The sequence below is a fragment of the Caballeronia sp. dw_276 genome, assembly GCF_018449635.1.
In the GTDB taxonomy this organism is placed as follows: domain Bacteria; phylum Pseudomonadota; class Gammaproteobacteria; order Burkholderiales; family Burkholderiaceae; genus Caballeronia.
The window spans coordinates 478,479-496,043 of sequence record NZ_JAAVUV010000001.1; the positions used below are offsets into that span (position 1 = coordinate 478,479).

The 17,565-nt window shown below is 60.9% G+C and carries 16 protein-coding genes; 12 read left to right on the top strand and 4 right to left on the bottom strand.

What is annotated here, in order from left to right; genetic code table 11:
- Positions 1 to 6 precede the first annotated feature (6 nt).
- Positions 7 to 1,680, top strand: a complete 1,674-nt coding sequence (locus HB633_RS02165; protein ID WP_213776409.1) for a Na/Pi cotransporter family protein — start codon at positions 7 to 9, stop codon at positions 1,678 to 1,680.
- Here the strand turns inward: HB633_RS02165 and HB633_RS02170 are convergent.
- Positions 1,677 to 2,447: a DeoR/GlpR family DNA-binding transcription regulator gene (locus tag HB633_RS02170; protein WP_213776410.1), complete on the bottom strand. Its 771-nt coding sequence runs from the start codon at positions 2,445 to 2,447 to the stop codon at positions 1,677 to 1,679. The two genes, HB633_RS02165 and HB633_RS02170, sit on opposite strands and share 4 nt — an antisense overlap.
- 432 nt (positions 2,448 to 2,879) lie before the next feature.
- Here HB633_RS02170 and HB633_RS02175 point away from each other — a divergent pair, with 432 nt between their 5' ends.
- From HB633_RS02175 to HB633_RS02205, 7 genes are all read left to right on the top strand, one after another.
- Positions 2,880 to 4,034, top strand: a complete 1,155-nt coding sequence (locus tag HB633_RS02175) for an ABC transporter substrate-binding protein (protein ID WP_213776411.1) — start codon at positions 2,880 to 2,882, stop codon at positions 4,032 to 4,034.
- A gap of 177 nt (positions 4,035 to 4,211) precedes the next feature.
- Complete coding sequence (locus HB633_RS02180) at positions 4,212 to 5,075, top strand: ABC transporter permease subunit (RefSeq protein ID WP_119024685.1); 864 nt, start codon at positions 4,212 to 4,214, stop codon at positions 5,073 to 5,075.
- Positions 5,072 to 5,905, top strand: a complete 834-nt coding sequence (locus tag HB633_RS02185; protein ID WP_213776412.1) for an ABC transporter permease — start codon at positions 5,072 to 5,074, stop codon at positions 5,903 to 5,905. Before HB633_RS02180 ends, HB633_RS02185 begins: the two co-directional genes overlap by 4 nt.
- Before the next feature lie 14 nt (positions 5,906 to 5,919).
- On the top strand, positions 5,920 to 6,987 hold the full coding sequence (locus HB633_RS02190; protein ID WP_213776413.1) for an ABC transporter ATP-binding protein: 1,068 nt from the start codon (positions 5,920 to 5,922) through the stop codon (positions 6,985 to 6,987).
- A gap of 141 nt (positions 6,988 to 7,128) precedes the next feature.
- Entirely contained in the window at positions 7,129 to 7,401 is a 273-nt protein-coding gene (locus HB633_RS02195) for a BrnT family toxin (RefSeq protein WP_213776414.1), read from the top strand.
- Complete coding sequence (locus HB633_RS02200; RefSeq protein WP_213776415.1) at positions 7,388 to 7,693, top strand: BrnA antitoxin family protein; 306 nt, start codon at positions 7,388 to 7,390, stop codon at positions 7,691 to 7,693. Before HB633_RS02195 ends, HB633_RS02200 begins: the two co-directional genes overlap by 14 nt.
- A 194-nt stretch (positions 7,694 to 7,887) precedes the next feature.
- On the top strand, positions 7,888 to 8,454 hold the full coding sequence (locus HB633_RS02205) for a hypothetical protein (protein WP_213776416.1): 567 nt from the start codon (positions 7,888 to 7,890) through the stop codon (positions 8,452 to 8,454).
- A gap of 13 nt (positions 8,455 to 8,467) precedes the next feature.
- Here the strand turns inward: HB633_RS02205 and HB633_RS02210 are convergent, their stop codons facing one another.
- Complete coding sequence (locus HB633_RS02210) at positions 8,468 to 8,836, bottom strand: hypothetical protein (protein ID WP_213776417.1); 369 nt, start codon at positions 8,834 to 8,836, stop codon at positions 8,468 to 8,470.
- A 358-nt stretch (positions 8,837 to 9,194) separates the two neighbouring features.
- On the opposite strand from HB633_RS02210, the gene mprF reads away from it, so the two are divergent.
- Both mprF and HB633_RS02220 read left to right on the top strand, forming a co-directional pair.
- Positions 9,195 to 11,789, top strand: coding sequence for a bifunctional lysylphosphatidylglycerol flippase/synthetase MprF (mprF, locus tag HB633_RS02215; RefSeq protein ID WP_213776418.1), 2,595 nt, complete (start codon positions 9,195 to 9,197; stop codon positions 11,787 to 11,789).
- Entirely contained in the window at positions 11,786 to 13,039 is a 1,254-nt protein-coding gene (locus HB633_RS02220) for an AcvB/VirJ family lysyl-phosphatidylglycerol hydrolase (RefSeq protein ID WP_213776419.1), read from the top strand. Before mprF ends, HB633_RS02220 begins: the two co-directional genes overlap by 4 nt.
- A 14-nt stretch (positions 13,040 to 13,053) precedes the next feature.
- Here the strand turns inward: HB633_RS02220 and HB633_RS02225 are convergent, their stop codons facing one another.
- Entirely contained in the window at positions 13,054 to 13,569 is a 516-nt protein-coding gene (locus HB633_RS02225) for a DUF1993 domain-containing protein (RefSeq protein WP_213776420.1), read from the bottom strand.
- A gap of 248 nt (positions 13,570 to 13,817) precedes the next feature.
- Between HB633_RS02225 and HB633_RS02230 the strand changes: the two genes are divergently transcribed.
- Together HB633_RS02230 and HB633_RS02235 are read left to right on the top strand one after the other, a co-directional pair.
- Positions 13,818 to 15,281, top strand: a complete 1,464-nt coding sequence (locus HB633_RS02230; RefSeq protein WP_213776421.1) for a M20 family metallopeptidase — start codon at positions 13,818 to 13,820, stop codon at positions 15,279 to 15,281.
- Positions 15,282 to 15,398: 117 nt separating this feature from the next.
- Positions 15,399 to 16,493, top strand: coding sequence for a malate/lactate/ureidoglycolate dehydrogenase (locus HB633_RS02235; RefSeq protein WP_213776422.1), 1,095 nt, complete (start codon positions 15,399 to 15,401; stop codon positions 16,491 to 16,493).
- A gap of 61 nt (positions 16,494 to 16,554) precedes the next feature.
- On the opposite strand, the gene HB633_RS02240 is transcribed toward HB633_RS02235, so the two are convergent.
- Positions 16,555 to 17,451: an NAD-dependent epimerase/dehydratase family protein gene (locus HB633_RS02240; protein WP_213776423.1), complete on the bottom strand. Its 897-nt coding sequence runs from the start codon at positions 17,449 to 17,451 to the stop codon at positions 16,555 to 16,557.
- Positions 17,452 to 17,565 lie beyond the last annotated feature (114 nt).

A 17,565-nucleotide genomic window follows, 5' to 3' on the forward strand; every position in this document is an offset into this window, starting at 1 on the left:
GGCCATATGTTGACTCTTTTGAATATCCTGTCGGGCGTCGCTGTGCTGGTATGGGGCACGCACATTGTCCGTACCGGCATCCTGCGGGTGCTCGGCGCCGAACTTCGGCGCGTGCTCGCGCGCAGCACGAACAGCCGCTTTCGCGCTTTCGGCGCGGGCCTTTGTGTGACCAGTCTGGTACAGAGCAGCAATGCGACGGCCGTGCTGGCGTCGTCGTTTGCCGCGCAAGGCTTGCTGCCGCTCGCGCCGGGGCTGGCCATCATGCTCGGCGCCGACGTCGGCACGGCGCTGATGTCGCGCGTGCTGACGCTGGATCTCTCGTGGCTGTCGCCTATTCTGTTGCTCGGCGGAGTCATTGCGTTCCTGTCGTTCAAGCAGACGCGCGTGGGACAGGTAGGCCGGACGATCATCGGGCTGGGCCTGATTCTACTGGCGCTGCATCTGATTGTTGAAGCGGCGCAGCCTGTCATGCAGGGTGAAGGCGTCAAGGTCATGTTCGGCGCCCTTACGGGCGACTCCATGCTCGACACGCTGGTTGGCGCGGCGTTCGCCATGATCTCGTATTCGAGTCTTGCGGCAGTGCTGCTGACGGCGACGCTGGCGTCTTCGGGCGTGATTTCGCTGAAAGTGGCCGTGTGTCTCGTGGTCGGCGCGAATCTGGGAAGCGGCCTGCTCGCGGTAATCGGCACGATGGGTCAGAACCAGGCCGGCCGCCGGCTTGCGCTTGGCAACCTGCTTTTCAAGCTGGTCGGTGCACTGATCGTGCTGCCTTTCGCGCCATGGATTGCGCAAGGGCTTGGCGCGCTGATCGCTTATCCGCGCGAGTCGGTGATCACATTCCATCTCGTCTACAACCTGATTCGCTGTCTTGCCTGCATGCCGCTGATCGAACCGGTTGCACGTCTCTGCTACCGCTTGCTGCCGGACCGCCCGGACGTCAATCCCGAGTTGCGGCCGTTGTATCTGGACCCTGTCGCGCTTTCCACGCCTACGCTCGCGCTTGCCAATTCCGCGCGCGAGGCGCTGCGCATTGGCGACATCATCCGCACGATGCTCGACAACCTTCTCGACCTGATGCGCGCAAACGATCCCGTAAAGGCGCGCGCCACTATCCGCATGGACGACGACGTGGACCAGCTATACGCGGCGGTGAAGACGTATCTGGCGCGCATTTCCCGCGAACAACTCGACGAAGCCGACAGCCGCCGGTGGACCGACATCATCACTCTGACCATCAACCTGGAGCATGCGGGCGATATCATCGAGCGGGTGGTGATGAATATCCAGGAGAAGAAGATCATGCACCGGCTGGCGTTTTCGCCCGAGGGTCTGAGCGAACTCGAGGACCTGCATGCGCGCGTGATTCTCAATTTACAGCTTGGGCTGAGCGTCTTTCTGAACAGCGATTTGCGTAGCGCCGAGCGCTTGCTGGCGGAGAAGGAACGCTTTCGCGACCTGGAGCGGAGCTATTCCTATGCGCATCTGGACCGTCTGGCGGGACAGAGCGCGCGCAGTATAGAAACCAGCGCTTTGCACCTGGACATCATCAGCGATCTGAAGCGGCTCAACTCGTTGTTCTGCTCAACGGCGTACCCAGTGCTCGATGCCGCCGGCGCCCTGCGTGAGACTCGGCTGCGACGTCGTGTACTCGACGCAACGTATGGCAACGACAGCGTCTAAGCAAGAATCACTTGCGAAAGCTTCTTGCGTAGAGAAAGCAATGCCGGCCCTTCGGCGCCTTTCTTGTTGGTAATCAGGGTATCCACCCGGTTGATGGGGCAGAACGCGATCCGGCTGCATTGCCCGATCTTGCTGTAGTCCGCCAGTATCACCACGCGATCGGCGTGCGCGACCATTGCGCGCGCGACTTCCGTCTCGGCATGATCGAAGTTGGTCGCGCCATGCCGGTGGTCGATGGCAACCGGTGAAAGCAGCGCGATGTCGGCGCGGTATCGGAGGATCTCGGCGACTGTCGTGCCGCCAACGGTCGCGAATGCGCGGTCGCTGATCGAACCGCCTAGCAGGATGATCTCGTTGCTCGTATCGGTCTTCTCGCTGGTCGAACGCATTTTCTGCGCGACATCGATGGAGTTCGTGATGATGGTCAGATTGGCGAGCTTCGCAAGTTCTTCCGCGAGAATCGCGGTGGTCGTGCCGGCATCGATAAACAAGGTCTGGCCGCTGCTGACCAATGCCGTTGCCGCACGTGCAATCGCATTCTTCGACTTGACATGCGTGTGGCTGCGCTCGGCGATGGGCGCTTCGTCAGCGGGACGCGTCACGCCTCCATGCACGCGCCTCAGTTCGCCAAGCGCTTCCAGGTCCACCAGGTCACGCCTGACCGTCTCGCGCGACACGCCGAGCTCGGCCATGATGCGCTCGGTCGAGACGCGTTCGAGCGTTGCAAGCAGCGCTCGAATTCTCTGATGACGATCTTCCTGCCACATGCGGTGTCCCTTGATCGTTGATGTCCGGCCGATTTGTTGATGCCTTGCATGCGGCCACAACTATGTGTCATCCGCATGTCGCCAATATTCATGAGCGGATTTTTTCGAGCATTCCGCCCAGACCTGCAACTGAAAGATTAACAAGAACCAGCGCCTTTCAGGTTGCATTTTTTTGGATACTTGCGAATTTGGGTATTTGAACTTAGTCTCTCCGTCACACTCGCGGATCGTTCCAATCGAATTCCTGCGGTGCATGGAATCAGTCCTGCATCACTGTCTTTTTAGCCGTCGTCATAGTTATTAAATATTTGGCCGCCAGAGTCGCGTGCGCGCCAGATATGTGCGCATTACAACAAGTTTCGGACCAGGCAGCATCTACGCTGCAGCAACATTCCAAAAACGTAAGCACGTCAGGCAGAGGATGGAAACACCATGAATCAAGACGGGTTGCGAGTGACTTCGAGTTTCCGCCGCAGTGCTGGCGGCCGGCATTTGGGCAAGGCATCCATTACGGCGGCCATCGCCACGCTCACAGCGCTCGCGGGCCATGCCGTGGCGGCGCCGTCGTCGTCGTTGATCGAGGCAGCAAAGAAAGAAGGGCAGTTGACGACGATTGCGTTGCCGCACGACTGGTGCGGTTACGGCGCGGTGATCGCGGGGTTCAAGGCGAAGTACGGCATCCAGATCAACGAGCTGAATCCGGATGCGGGTTCGGGCGATGAAGTCGAAGCCATCAAGGCGAACAAGGGCAACACGGGGCCGCAAGCGCCGGACGTGATCGACGTGGGTTTATCGTTTGGACCGACAGCACAAGCTGCCGGCTTGCTGCAGCCTTACAAGGTGTCGACCTGGAGCTCGATTCCTGATTCAGCGAAGGAGAAAGACGGCTATTGGTACGGCGACTACTACGGCGTGCTCTCGTTCGAAGTGAACACCGACATGATCGACAAGGTCCCGGCCGACTGGCCCGATCTGCTCAAATCGGATTACAAGAATGCAGTTGCGCTCGCGGGCGATCCGCGTTCGGCGAACCAGGCGATCCAGGCGGTCTACGCAGCGGGATTGTCGCAAGCGAAAGGTGATGCATCGAAAGCCGGCGCCGCGGGCTTGAGCTATTTCGGCACCATGAACAAGAACGGCAACTTCGTGCCGGTGATCGGCAAGGCGGCGTCGTTGGCACAGGGCACTACGCCCGTCATCGTGCGCTGGGACTACAACGCCTTGTCGGATCGGGATACCCTGAAGGGCAATCCGAAGGTCGCGGTCGTCGTGCCGAAAACTGGTGTGGTTGCGGGCGTCTATGTGCAAGGCATCAGCGCTTACGCACCGCATCCGAACGCGGCGAAGCTGTGGATGGAATACCTTTACTCCGATGAAGGCCAGCTTGGCTGGCTCGCCGGATATTGCCATCCGATCCGCTTCAAGGATCTCGAGGCAAGCAAGAAGATTCCCGCTGCGCTGCTTGCCAAGCTGCCGCCACCGTCGGCTTACAAGAACGTCGTGTTCCCGACGCTCGACGAGCAGAATGCTTCGAAAGCGCTCATCACGAAGCAATGGGACCAGGTGGTCGGCGCCAACGTCAAGTAACGCAACACACGGGCGCGGCCGGACCTCAGGTTTCACCTGGGGTCCGGCCGTCCTTTCGGCTCGCGCTTCAAGTGGTTTCCCCGGCGCGGCCTGTCAGTCTAGAGCGACATCATGAGCACTTCATCGAAGATCGCCGCGCCCATGTCCGCGCATGAGGATCCGTCGCTGGGTCCCGGCATGAAGGCGGCGCGACGTGTGTCGCCAGCGTGGAATTACCTTGGCGTCCTGCCGTTTTTCGCATTCGCGGTCTTGTTCCTGCTGCTGCCCACCGCGTGGCTGATGGTCGGCGCGTTCCAGGACGCACAAGGCCATTTCACGCTCGCCAATTTCCGCGAGTTGCTGCAACCAAGCGTACTCGATGCCTACTGGATCAGCTTCAAGGTCAGCGCAGCATCGGCGTTAGGCGGTGGTTTTCTCGGGCTTTTGCTTGCGTGGGCTGCCGTGCAGGGCAAGTTGCCCGTATGGATTCGACCGACCTTGATGACATTCTCCGGCGTGGCGTCGAACTTCGCGGGCGTGCCGCTCGCGTTCGCGTTCATCTGCACATTAGGCCGGGTCGGTCTGGTTACCGTTCTGCTGAAAAAGTACGTGGGGATCAACCTGTATTCCACGGGCTTCAGCATCTTGAGCTTTACCGGGCTGACGCTCACGTATCTGTATTTCCAGATTCCCCTGATGGTTCTGATCATCACGCCCGCACTCGATGGACTCAAGCGCGAGTGGCGCGAAGCCTGCGATTGTCTTGGCGGCAGTGCTTACCATTACTGGATGTATGTGGCGTTACCGGTGCTTTGGCCAAGCGTGCTCGGCGCCACGTTGCTGTTGTTCGCCAATGCATTTGGCGCTGTTGCGACGGCTTATGCGCTGACCGGAAGCTCGCTGAATATCGTGCCGATCGTGCTGTATGCGCAAATTCGCGGCGATGTGCTGCACAACGAGAATCTTGGTTACGCACTTGCACTCGGCATGGTGCTGGTCACCGGCTTGTCGAACGGCGGTTATATCTGGCTGCGTTCGCGCGCCGAAAGGGGACGTCGATGAGCACCGCCGCTACCGTTGCAGTCACTCCAGACAACAAGGTCCGCGCGCAAACCCGTGCGGGCGCATGGATCGCGATGGTTATTGGCGCGGTGTATTTTCTGCTGCCGCTGCTCGCGACCATCGAGTTCAGCCTGAAGATGCGGCGCAGCGAATATAGCCTCGATGCTTACCGGGTCGTGCTCACCGATCCTCATTTCCAGGCGTCGTTTGGCTACTCCATTCTGATGGGCGTGTTCGCGATCGTGCTCGGCGTGTTGCTCGTCGTTCCGACCGCTTATTGGGTCCAGCTGCGCCTGCCGAAGCTGCGTCCGCTGATCGAATTCATCACGCTGTTGCCGCTGGTGATTCCGGCCATCGTGATCGTGTTTGGTTATCTGCATATCTACAACAGCAGTTCTTTCCTGCCGCTTACCGGCAATGAACGCGCAACCGACTTCCTGCTGATCTGCGGCTACGTCACGCTGTGTTTGCCCTACATGTACCGGTCCGTCGATGCAGGCCTGCGCGCCGTCGATGTCCGCTCGCTGACGGAAGCCGCCGAATGCCTCGGCGCGACCTGGCCAACCATCCTCTTCAAGATCATTTTCCCGAATGTGCGCTCGGGAATCCTGTCGGGCGCGTTCCTCACGTTCGCGGTGGTGATCGGTGAGTTCACGCTTGCGAGCCTGCTGAACCGTCCGGCGTTCGGGCCTTATCTGCAATTGATCGGCGCGAACCGGGCGTATGAACCATCGGCGCTCGCGATCATTGCGTTCGCCATTACGTGGGCCTCGATGGGGCTTATCCAGGTCTTCGGCTCGGCGCGGTCCATCGCCGGACAAAAAACTTAAAAGGTCGGTTTGTCATGGCACTTCTCGAGATCGAAAACCTCAGCAAGACGTTCGGCACCAACACCGTGCTGCATCAGTTCGACATGCAGATCGAACGTGGCGAGTTCATCACGTTTCTCGGACCGTCGGGCTGCGGCAAGACAACCGTTCTGCGCATGATCGCCGGCTTCGAAACACCGACGCGCGGATCGATCAAACTCGGCGGCCGCGACGTGACCTATGTGCGCACGCGGCAACGCAAGGTCGGCATGGTGTTCCAGTCGTACGCGCTGTTTCCGAACATGACGGTGGCGGACAACATTGGCTTCGGGCTGAAGGTGTTGCGCCGGCCGCAAGCCGAGATCAAGGCGCGCGTGGAAGAGATGCTTGCGCTGATCAAGCTGCCCAAGTTGGCCGACCGGTATCCGTGGCAGTTGTCGGGCGGTCAGCAACAACGCGTGGCGCTCGCGCGGGCGCTTGCCAGCAAACCGCAAGTGCTGTTGCTCGACGAACCGTTGTCCGCCCTCGACGCCAAGATCCGCGTTTCCTTGCGCGAAGATATTCGCAGCCTGCAGCGCGAACTCGGCATTACATCGATATTCGTCACGCATGACCAGGAAGAAGCGTTGTCGATATCGGACCGTATCGTCGTCATGAACGAGGGACGCGTGGAGCAGATCGGGACGCCATCGGAGATCTATAATTTTCCGCGTACGCGTTTCGTGGCGTCGTTTGTCGGAACACTCAACTTGCTATCGGGGCAGGTGGTCGATCCGGCGAGCGGCCGCATTGTGGTTGGCGGACAGGAATTGCGGACATCGCACGCACTGAATTCCAGCGATACCGGCAAGCAACGCACGCTTGCCGTTCGCCCGGAAGCGATCGTGCTCGAAGCGCCGGCGAATGGGCGCAATACGCTCGCGGCAACCGTGGAAGAGGTCAACTTCCTCGGCGCGGTGGTTCGCATCAGGACGCGCGTTGAACAGTCGGTGATTTCGCTCGATGTCTTCAACGATCCCAATCGACGTTTGCCCGAACGAGGGCAGCCCGTGGCGCTGGGTTTCTCGCACGAAAATTTGCTGGTACTCGAAGAAGGCGCTTGACAGGCAAAAGCATCGACCGGGTACAGTTGGCCTGCAAGTTTAAAGAACCGTTCCGCACATCGCGGAACGGTTTTTTTTGCCATCGCGCGGCGCACGCAGCGGCAACAACCTTGTCTTTCAGACTTTTTGCATCTACAATAAATGAAACAGTACGTGATGTTCGATTTGGGAAAGGACGTGTCGAACCAGCGCAAGCATGGATTGTCGCTGGCCGATGCAGGGCGTCTCGACTGGGACGCCCTGCGGATTCAAGCGGATGCGCGGCGGGACTATCGCGAAGAAAGGCTCGTCGGGTATGGCCTGCTTCACGGCCGTCTTCACTGCGTGGTTTTCACTCCGCGGGACGGCGCTATTCGGGTCATCAGTTTTCGCCGGGCGAACAACAGGGAGATTAAGGAATATGAGCAAGACTAAATTGATCCGGAATACCCCGGAAGAAGAAGCTGCAATCAACCGCGGTATCGCCGAAGATCCCGACACGTACGAGTTGTCGTCCGAGGAGTTCAAGGCGCTGCGGCCGTTTCCCGAGTTCATGGCGGAACGCCGTATGGGGCGGCCGCCAAAAGAACATCCTAAGGAGCAGGTCAGCGTGCGTTACGACGCAGATGTGATTGCCGCGTTTCGCGCGACCGGAGACGGCTGGCAAACGCGGATGAACAATGCGCTGCGGGTTTATTTGAGCGAGCATCCGCTGAAGACTGCTTGAGCAAAGCCGCCGCGATCACGTGGGTCAAACCTTCAGGGCCGTTCCGGGTTACATACCGGGGCGGCCCTTGGTTTTTCGGCGGGGCATTCGCCGAGAGCGCGGCCTGAAGATCACATCAAAATCCGGCACAATCTCCGCCGCCGTCTCAAAATGTTAAGGTAGGGTCCGGTTTATTTTGAGACGGACAGCAAAGCGTGATTTTCAACACCGAATTCAAGTTTCGCCAGGCTGCGCCCCGCGCCTTTGTCGCTGCATCGATATTTCTCCTGAGCGCTTGCGCGCCCATCCCGCCCGCCGATAACGCCGCAACCACGCTCCCCAGCGCGGCCTCGGCGCCAGTCGCCGCGGCCCAGCCTAAGCCGCAGTCGCGCAACCGCTCGGCCGAAGCGATCGCGGCGGGCGCCTCGGGCGTGCCCGGCATGCAAAAGATCGATGTAGGCGGCCCGAGCGGTTACAAAACTGAAGTTTCGATCACGCCGCCCAAGCAGGTCTGCGATCTCGACGCGTTCGCTGACGGCGTCGAGTATGGCTACGCGTACACGTGGAACCGGCTGGTCATGGAGCAAATCCGCGATTCAGGCAAAGCAGCCGCGCCGCCGAAGGCGCAGTTCGATCCCTCCGGGATCCACCTGCAGGACGAGCAATACAAGATTGTGTGGAACGGCGACCAGCGGGTGAATGCGTGCGCGTCCGATGGCTATCTGATCGGACGGATCGTGGGCACGCACCAGGCCTTGGTCGATATGAAAGGCGTGAGCTGACGACGGGTGTCTGTCAGTCGCACGTGTGGGCATCGGCGACATACACCGCCGCGCCCACGATATCGCCGTAAATGGTGTAGCCCGTGCCGTTTGCCGACGGTTCTGCATCGATCAGCAGGAGGGTTTCGCCTTTCGGCCCGTGCACGGTGATCACGTCGCCGTCGGCGTTGGGCGTATATTCGCCGGTCTTCAGCGGCCGCGCGGCCCATTTTGCCTTCACGCAGGCGGCAAATGGCAGCACGCCGAGATGCGACGTCCCGGAACCCACCGGCACAGTCTTCACCAGCGAATCGTATTGCGTCACGCAGCCGCCCAGGGCGAACGCCGTCGCAGCGACGGTAGCGGTCAAAGTAAGAGCGGCAGCAAAGCGTGGCGTTTTCATTCGGTAGAACCTTTTTTATCGATGATAAATGCGTCGCGCGGGGCGTGCACTAGAGCCAAGATGCTAACCGCTCGGCCGATTCCGCGTAAAGAAAGCGCTCGGAAAGCTTCGGCAACCGCGCAATAACAGAACCCCCGCCGATAAAAAGCATAGAATCGCCGACTTTTCTTAAGTCCCGTCAACCGTCGCCGATATACAGGCGTTGCTAACCGTAACGTTCCGTTCAGGTTTATGAAATCTGGGGACGCGAGGTAAGGGCGATAAACGGTCCGGCGTGCAGCCGATCAGAACCAAGAACCAACAAGAACGCTACATGGCCGCGAGGCTGGAAAGCGTTGGAGCAAGTCCGGTAATTCGCATGTCTCGCAGAAATGTCGTTCGTTCAGTTTTCCAGCCGGAATCGCTGCTCCGCATAACGCGGTCTTGGCGATTGCAGCGTTTCACCGCTCCGGTCCTCGCCTTGGTCGTGTGTGCGTTGCTGCTCGTGGTTTTCCAGCATCTGTCGCACGCGGTCAACTACAAGACGGTCGTTCACCAACTGCTCGCGCTCTCGTTCGAGGCGTGGGCTGGAGCGCTGCTTGCCACCGCGCTGAGTTATGCGGCGCTGGTCGGCCGCGACGCCGTGGGCCTGCGATACCTCGACGCCAAAGTGCCGCATTCCGTGCTGTGGGTTGGCGCGACGGTTGCATCGGCGCTGGGTAACGCGACCGGTTTCGGCGCGTTGACCGGCGGCGCCGTGCGCTGCCGCGTGTACGGCGTGTCGGGCATCACCCCGGCGCTGGTCGGCCGTCTCACCGTATTTACCAGCGTGACGCTGGCGCTGGCGCTCGCGTTGATGACGGCGATCGGCATGGTCTGCGCCGCGAACACGCTTGCAGCCATGCTGCATGCATCGCCGGAACTGCTGCGCTTCAGCGGCGCCGCGATTCTCGTCGCTTTCGCGGTGATGATCGGGATGTGCGGCAAATCGTCCAGGACGCTGCAATCGCGCTGGAAGTGGCTGGCCGTCACCGTGCCGTCGCGCCGCGATCTGGTCGCGCAGCTCGTTCTCGCCGCCGTCGATGTCTGCGCCGCCGCGCTTGCGCTCTGGGCCGTGCTGCCGCACGCACAGGTCGGTTTTGGCGAATTCCTGACGGTGTTTTCCGCCGCGATGCTGCTCGGCATGATCGGCCATACGCCCGGCGGCGTTGGCGTCTTCGAGGCTGCGATGGTCTTCGCGCTCGGCAACAGCGTCAACACGCCGGCCATGCTGGCCGCACTGCTGGCGTACCGGGCGATCTATTTCGGCTTGCCGCTGATTGTCGCGACCGCCGTGCTGGCGGGTTTCGAAGGCCGAGCGCTGAAGGGCCGGTTCACGTTTTTGAATCCATCGAATGTGTCGCAGCTCGCGCCTTTGTTCCTGAGCATCGTGACCTTCGTGGTCGGCGGCATGCTGGTGATTTCGGGCGCAACGCCCGCGTTCGGCAAGCGCATCGCCGTGCTGCAGGCGGTGTTGCCGTTATGGGTGCTGGAAAGCTCGCAATTGCTGGGGAGCGTGCTGGGAGTGGTCTTGTTGTTTGTCGCGCGCGGCTTGCTGCGCCGGCTCGATGCCGCCTGGTGGCTCGCGATCACGCTCGCGGTGGCCAACCTGGCGTTGTCGCTCGCGAAGGGTTTGGCGTTTGTCGAAACCGGCGTGCTCGCGTTGCTGATCGTGCTGCTGCTGTCCACGCGCGACCGCTTCAACCGCCGTTCGTCGCTGCTGGCTGAACGCTTCACGGCGAGCTGGCTGGTTTCGGTGGGAATCGTGATCGTGCTGGCCGTCTGGATCATGTTGTTCGCTTTCCGCGATATCAACTACAGCCGCGATCTCTGGTGGCAATTCGCTTTCGATGAACGCGCCCCCCGCGCCTTGCGCGCCACATTGGCGGCGGGATTGTTCGCCGCGCTGTTCGCCGTGTGGCAGTTGCTGCGCCCGGCCGCCGGTCGTTTTGAAAAGCCCGCGCCGCAGGATCTTCTCGATGCCGCCCGCATTTTCCGCGCGCAGGAACGCAGCGACGCCGGCCTCGCCATGATGGGCGACAAGAGTTTCCTCTTCTCCACCTCGCGCGAAGCCTTCCTCATGTACGCCAAGCACGGGCGCACATGGGCCGCGCTGCATGACCCGGTCGGTCCGCGCCGCGAATGGGCGGAACTGATCCGCCGTTTCGTGGAAATGGCGCACGCACACGGCGGCCGCGCCGCGTTCTATCAGGTTCGCGCCGACGCCTTGCCGCTTTACCTCGATGCCGGCCTCACGCTGATGAAACTCGGCGAGGAAGCGCACGTCGTGCTGGACGATTTCGACCTGAAGGGCTCGCATCGCGCGCATTTGCGTTATGCGTTAAAACGCGGCGAACGCGATGGCTTCGACGTGGAAGTCATCGATGCCGCGCAGGTCCCTTACGCCATGCCCATGCTGCGCGAAGTGTCCGATGCCTGGCTGAACGGCCGCGAGGCGCGCGAAAAAAGTTTCTCGGTGGCGGCGTTCAATGACGAATATCTCGCGGCGCAATCCGTATTGCTGGTTCGCCAGCAAGGCAAGCCGGTGGCGTTCGTCACGTTCATGACCACGGACATGAATACGGAAGCCACGGTTGGCGTGATGCGCCACGTGCCCGACGCGTCGCCGTACGCAATGGAATATCTCTTCACCAAGCTCGCGCTGCATTTGAAGCAGGCCGGCTACCAGACGCTGAGTCTCGGCATTGCGCCGCTTTCAGGCATGCAGCCCACGCCGCTTGCGTCGCCGTGGCATCGGCTGGCGGGGCTTGTCTGGCGCTTTGGCGGCCATTTCTACAATTTCCGGGGCTTGCGCGGTTTCAAGAGCAAGTTCCAGCCGCGCTGGGAGCCGCGTTATCTCGCGGCATCCGGTTCGGTGGGCGTGTTTTTCACGCTCGCAGATCTCTCGTTGCTGGCGGGAGGCTGGCGTTCATGAGTTTTTTTAGCAAGTTGGTTTTTGTTTCATTGTTTGCAGTTTCAGCAGCGCATGCAGCCACGATTCCCGGCGGCCGATACGGCGACGTCCAGTTCACCAAACCCACCGGCCCGATGCGCGGTTTCGTCGTGCTCTTCTCCGATAAAACCTGGACCCCCGCCGACACCCAGGCGGCCGATGCGCTCGCCAAAAACGGCGCAATGGTCGTCGGCGTCGATACCGCGCGCTACGCCGCGAAGCTGCCGTCGGAGAAGGAAAGCTGCCACAACCTCGTGGGCGACGCCGAAGCGCTCAGTCACCAGCTCGAACGCGAAGTGCAGTCGAACCGTTATTTCGCGCCGATCCTGATGGGCACGGGCCAAGGCGGTGTGCTCGCCACCAAGATCTTGTCCCAGGCGCCGGACAACACCGTGGCGGGCGCGCTCGCGCTGAACCCGGACGCGCAACTCGACGCGCGTTTCAACTTGTGCCCGCCCGATCCGACCATCACGCACGCGAAGGGATTGCCCGGTTTTTTCGATAAAACCACGCAACCCGCCGCCGCATCGCGCCCCGATGCGCTGCTGGCACTTGCCGCGCCGCATCTGAAGATCGAGCCGATGCACGATGAAGACGTCTCGGATCTCCCGCTGGTCGAACTTCCGGCCGCGCATCCGACGAACCTGCTCGCCATCGTGATTTCCGGCGACGGCGGCTGGCGCGACCTCGATAAAACGGTCGCGGAATCGTTGCAGAAAGACGGGGTATCGGTAATCGGTATCGACAGCTTGCGGTACTTCTGGAGCGCCAAGACGCCCGAGCAGACCGCGCACGATCTGTCGCGCGTGATCCAGGCGTACAGCGCGCGCTGGCATTCGGAGCACGTCGCGCTGATCGGCTATTCGTTCGGCGCGGACGTGATGCCGTTCGCCTACAACCGTTTGCCCGACGCGGTGCGCGCGAAGGTGTCGATGGTCTCGCTGATGGGCTTCGCGCCTGACGCCGATTTTCAGATTCGCGTGACCGGCTGGCTCGGCATGCCTGCGAGCAAGGATGCGTTCAAGGTGCGTCCGGAACTCGCGAAGGTGCCACCGGGAATCGTGCAGTGCATCTACGGCGCGGCCGAAGAAGACACGTTATGCCCGGCATTGACCAAGTCGGGCATCGAGGTGATCAAGACGAGCGGCGACCACCATTTTGGCGGTGATTACGCCGTGCTCGCGCGACGCATTCTGACGAGCTGGCAGAAGCAGATCGCCGCGCGCACCTGAACCCGGTCACCCGATCAGGCCTTTTGCAACGCTCCGAGGAAATCGAGTTTGCCGACCGGCACGCCGAGATGGCGCAGGATGTCGTACGCGGTGACCACGTGGAAATAGAAGTTTGGCAGCGCGAATAAGAACAGGTAATCGCTGCCGCTGAACGTCACTTCGCCGGCGCGTTGCTTCAGCGTGACCTCGCGCGTTTCGCTGCCTTCGAGCGTCGTTTCATCGATGCTTTTCAGATACGACAACGTTTTCGTCAACCGTTCTCGCAATTCGGCGAAGGTCGTTTCGGTATCGTCGAAACGGGGTGCTTCGACGCCTGACAGACGAACTGCGGAGAGCTTCGATGTATCGCTTGCGCGCTGGATTTGACCCGTGAACGGCAACATGTCGTCGAAGAGACGCGCCGCCGTGACGTCGGTCTCGCCGAGTCCTTTCTCCTTCGCGTGCGCTTCGGCCTTGTTGATCAGGGACACGAGCACGTCGAGCCCGCGGATGAAAACGGGAATGCTCGCGCGATACATTGATACGGACATGGTGATTTCCTTTGGCTTGGGTCCTGACTGGACGGGACATCAGCATACCGGGACGTCGGACGGCGCGCATTTTCGGCTGGAAGCGGTCCCATAGCGGTTCCGGAAAATTCAAACGCACGAAACGCTGCGCCTGCTTGTTAGTGAACCCTGAAAACAAACGTTCCCATATCCGGTCCACGGGAAATTCCGCGCCCGAAGCGCTGCGAATCCCGGCTATCATTCATTTTTAAACGGCCGGGACGCCCGTCATGATCTCAGACGACCTTACACAAGAAACACAGCGCATCGACCGTGACGCCTTGCGTGATTTTATCGACCGGAAGTGGGACGACGAGATTCTCCCCGCGCTTACTGATTACATCGCCGTGCCTGCAAAAAGCCCGATGTTCGATCTCGACTGGGCGAAGAACGGTTTTATCGAGCGTGTCATTACGGATGCGGCGCAGTGGGCCGAACGTCAGCCTGTACGCGGCCTGAAAGTCGAAATCATTCGCCTCGCCGGCCGCACGCCGGTGATCTTTTTCGAAGCGCCCGCGACGCGCTCGAATAGCCGCGACACCATCGTGCTCTATGGCCACCTGGACAAACAACCGGAGTTCGACGGCTGGCGTCGCGATCTCGGCCCGTGGTCGCCGAAGTTCGAAGACGGCAAGCTTTACGGCCGTGGCGGTGCTGACGATGGCTACGCCACGTATTCGTCCATCAGCGCGATCGCCGCGCTCGACGCGCAAGGTATCGAACGGCCGCGTTGCGTTGGCATTATCGAAACATGTGAAGAATCGGGCAGCTACGATTTGTTGCCTTACGTGGATGCGCTGCGTGATCGTCTCGGCGATGTCAGCCTCGTGATCTGTCTCGATTCGGGCGCGGGGAATTACGATCAGCTGTGGCTGACCACGTCGCTGCGTGGACTGGTCGCCGGCGATCTGGAAGTGCAGGTGCTCGACGAAGGCATCCATTCGGGCACGAACGGCGGCATTGCGCCATCGACTTTCCGGATCATGCGCCGGTTGCTGGAACGGCTCGAAGACTCGAGCACGGGCAATTTGTTGCCGAAGGGTTTCCATTGCGATATCCCGTCGCGGCGTCTTTCCGAAGCCGAAGCAACGGCCAAGATCCTCGGCGACGACGTCTGGAAGAAGCTTCCCTGGAGCTGCGGCCAGAACGGCGGCACGGTGTTGCCCGTCACGACCGATCCGCGTCAGGCGCTGCTCGATTCGACATGGCGGCCTTCGCTGGCGGTAACTGGCGCGGCGGGTTTGCCATCGTTGATCGATGCCGGCAATGTCCTGCGCCCGCGCACCGCGTTCAAGCTCTCGCTGCGTTTGCCGCCGCTCGTTGAGGCGACCACGGCGCTCGCCGAACTCAAGTCCTTGCTCGAAGCCGATCCCCCCTACAACGCGAAGGTCACGTTCAAGGCTGAGCGTGGCGAGGCGACGGGCTGGAGCGCGCCGGAACTCGCGCCTTGGCTCGACGAAGCGTTGAACGATGCATCGCGCAGGCATTTTGGCGCGGACGTCGCTTTCCTCGGACAAGGCGGCACGATTCCGCTGATGAGCACGTTGCAGGAAGGTTTCCCGCGTTCGCAATTCATGGTTTGCGGCGTACTGGGACCGAGATCGAACGCACACGGCCCGAATGAATTTCTGCATGTGCCGTTCGCGAAGAAATTGACGGCGACGGTTGCCGAGGTGATTGCCGCAACGCCTTGAACTGTTGTCATCGATAATGAAAGGGCGCGCAGCTTCTAGCGCGCCTTTTTATTTTGTACGGCCCAGCGCGCCATCGAACTTGTTGTGCCGCACTTTCATGTCAGGAGACGCAGTCGCATGAACACTGAAAATACGTCCGAAGCACGCATTCCCCGCGATACCTTGCACGCTTATGTCAGCGCGATCTGGACCCATGCCGGCAGTACGCCGCGCGAAGCGCAACTGGTCGCCGACCATCTCGTGATGGCGAACATGTCGGGCCATGATTCGCATGGCGTCGGCATGATTCCGCGTTATATGGCGTCGCTCGGCGATGGCCAGCTGAAACTCAACACGCACGCTGAAATTGTCCGCGATGCCGGTGCGGTGCTGACCATCGACGGGAAGAAGGGCTTTGGCCAGGTTGTCGCATTCGAGGCGATGGAACACGGTATCGAGCGCGCTTTGAAGCTCGGCGTGTGCGCGGTCGGGTTGCGTAATGCGCATCACATCGGGCGCATCGGGCATTGGGCCGAGCAATGTGCGGCGGCCGGGCTCGTGTCGTTTCACTTCGTCAACGTGGCGGGCGATCCGCTGGTTGCGCCGTTTGGCGGTATCGATCGCAGATTCGGCACGAACCCGTTTTGCGCCGCGTTTCCGCGTGAAGGGCGCGAACCGCTCGTGCTGGATTTCGCGACGTCGGGCATTGCGTACGGCAAGACGCGCGTGGCCTACAACAAGGGCGTGAAAGTCGATCCGGGATATCTGATCGATCATTCGGGCGTGCCGACCGTCGAGGCGAAAGTCATGCACGAAGCACCGTTCGGATCGTTGACGGCGATGGGCGCGCACAAGGGTTATGGCCTCGCCGCCATGTGCGAGATTTTTGGCGGCGCGTTGTCCGGCGGTTACACAACGCACGAAAGCACGCTCGATACAACCAACGCCATCATCAATTGCATGACCTCGGTGATCGTCAATCCGAAAGCCTTCGATGCACCCAACGCCGAAACCGAAGCGGATGCATTCGTGGAATGGGTGAAGGCTTCGCCGCTTGCCGCCAATACGGACAGAATCCTCGTGCCGGGCGAGCCGGAACGCGCGCGGCGCGCGGAACTGGAAACGAAGGGCGTGCCCGTCGATCCAACCACGTGGCAGCAAATTCACGACGCGGCGGTGACGGCGGGAATGCCGGCTGCGGAGATCGATGGATATCTGAAGGCGCTGCGATAGGCGCTAGAGATGGAGAAATGCGGCCGGTTTTACTGACCGGCCGCGCGCGTCTTCAGTTCAGTTACTTGATCATCTCGTCGCGAATCCAGTCGGTCACCGACGTGCGCCTCGGCGTCCATCCCAGCAATTCACGCGCGTGCTTGCCGCGAACCCGGCTGTTCGATCCCAGCCCGTACGACGCCATTTCATAGCCCCATTCTTTCTTGGCTTCTTCGAGCGGCCAGTCTTGGGGTTCGCCGAGTCCCATTGCTTTGGCCATTGCCGTGGTCATTTCGCGGAACGCCGCTTCGCCGCTTTCGACGAAATAGAACGTTCCGGCCGGGCTTTCTTCGAGCGCACGGGCATAGAGATCGGCGACATCGTCGATGTGTACATTCGACCAGATGTTGCGCCCCGGGCCGACATGCCGGACGATGCCGCTTTTTTGCGCCTGGGAAAACAGACGCGGCAGCTGGACGCTTTTGGCGGTTTTCATCGCGCCGTGGCCGTAAATCAGCGTGTTGCACAGCACGGAGGCGCGCACACCGCGCGTGGCGGCATCGAGCACGAGGTTATCGATGGCTACGCGCGCCGCCTTGTCCGCGGTCGGTTCGGGCAGCGTGTCTTCGTAGTAGATCGCGTCCGATCCCTCGCCGCCGGATGCATCGCCGACAATGCTCGATCCGCTCGTATGCAGCAACGGCTTGTCGGAACCCGCCAATCCTTCGATCAACGCTTCCACCGCGCCGCGATGATCGCTGTTTGCGGCGTTGATGACGCCGTCGGCGGCCTTGGCTTCGGCGATCAGCAGATCCCGGTCATCGAGTGTTCCAATCACCGGCTCCACGCCCAGTTGCTTGAGCTCGGCCGCCTGGTCGGCGCGGCGGATCAAGCCACGCACCTGATGCCCATTGCGTGCAAGGTGCGCCGCAATCGAGCCGCCGATAAACCCGCTCGCGCCCGTCACAAATACCTTCATGTCCGCTCTCCTTTGATAAGTATTGAATCGATGCATGCAGTATCGCGCGGTTCTACTTTCGCAAAAATGGTGTTAGTCTCAAATCAATCTTGACTGCGCATCAACAATCGCTCC

Excerpts from the sequence above, each read along its gene's own strand:
- mprF (WP_213776418.1), top strand. The coding sequence starts at position 9,195 with ATGTCTCGCAGAAATGTCGTTCGTTCAGTTTTCCAGCCGGAATCGCTG.
- HB633_RS02185 (WP_213776412.1), top strand. The coding sequence starts at position 5,072 with ATGAGCACCGCCGCTACCGTTGCAGTCACTCCAGACAACAAGGTCCGC.
- HB633_RS02165 (WP_213776409.1), top strand. The coding sequence starts at position 7 with ATGTTGACTCTTTTGAATATCCTGTCGGGCGTCGCTGTGCTGGTATGG.
- HB633_RS02180 (WP_119024685.1), top strand. The coding sequence starts at position 4,212 with ATGAAGGCGGCGCGACGTGTGTCGCCAGCGTGGAATTACCTTGGCGTC.
- HB633_RS02190 (WP_213776413.1), top strand. The coding sequence starts at position 5,920 with ATGGCACTTCTCGAGATCGAAAACCTCAGCAAGACGTTCGGCACCAAC.
- HB633_RS02195 (WP_213776414.1), top strand. The coding sequence starts at position 7,129 with ATGAAACAGTACGTGATGTTCGATTTGGGAAAGGACGTGTCGAACCAG.
- HB633_RS02240 (WP_213776423.1), bottom strand. The coding sequence starts at position 17,451 with ATGAAGGTATTTGTGACGGGCGCGAGCGGGTTTATCGGCGGCTCGATT.
- HB633_RS02230 (WP_213776421.1), top strand. The coding sequence starts at position 13,818 with ATGATCTCAGACGACCTTACACAAGAAACACAGCGCATCGACCGTGAC.
- HB633_RS02220 (WP_213776419.1), top strand. The coding sequence starts at position 11,786 with ATGAGTTTTTTTAGCAAGTTGGTTTTTGTTTCATTGTTTGCAGTTTCA.
- HB633_RS02235 (WP_213776422.1), top strand. The coding sequence starts at position 15,399 with ATGAACACTGAAAATACGTCCGAAGCACGCATTCCCCGCGATACCTTG.
- HB633_RS02200 (WP_213776415.1), top strand. The coding sequence starts at position 7,388 with ATGAGCAAGACTAAATTGATCCGGAATACCCCGGAAGAAGAAGCTGCA.
- HB633_RS02175 (WP_213776411.1), top strand. The coding sequence starts at position 2,880 with ATGAATCAAGACGGGTTGCGAGTGACTTCGAGTTTCCGCCGCAGTGCT.
- HB633_RS02170 (WP_213776410.1), bottom strand. The coding sequence starts at position 2,447 with ATGTGGCAGGAAGATCGTCATCAGAGAATTCGAGCGCTGCTTGCAACG.
- HB633_RS02210 (WP_213776417.1), bottom strand. The coding sequence starts at position 8,836 with ATGAAAACGCCACGCTTTGCTGCCGCTCTTACTTTGACCGCTACCGTC.
- HB633_RS02225 (WP_213776420.1), bottom strand. The coding sequence starts at position 13,569 with ATGTCCGTATCAATGTATCGCGCGAGCATTCCCGTTTTCATCCGCGGG.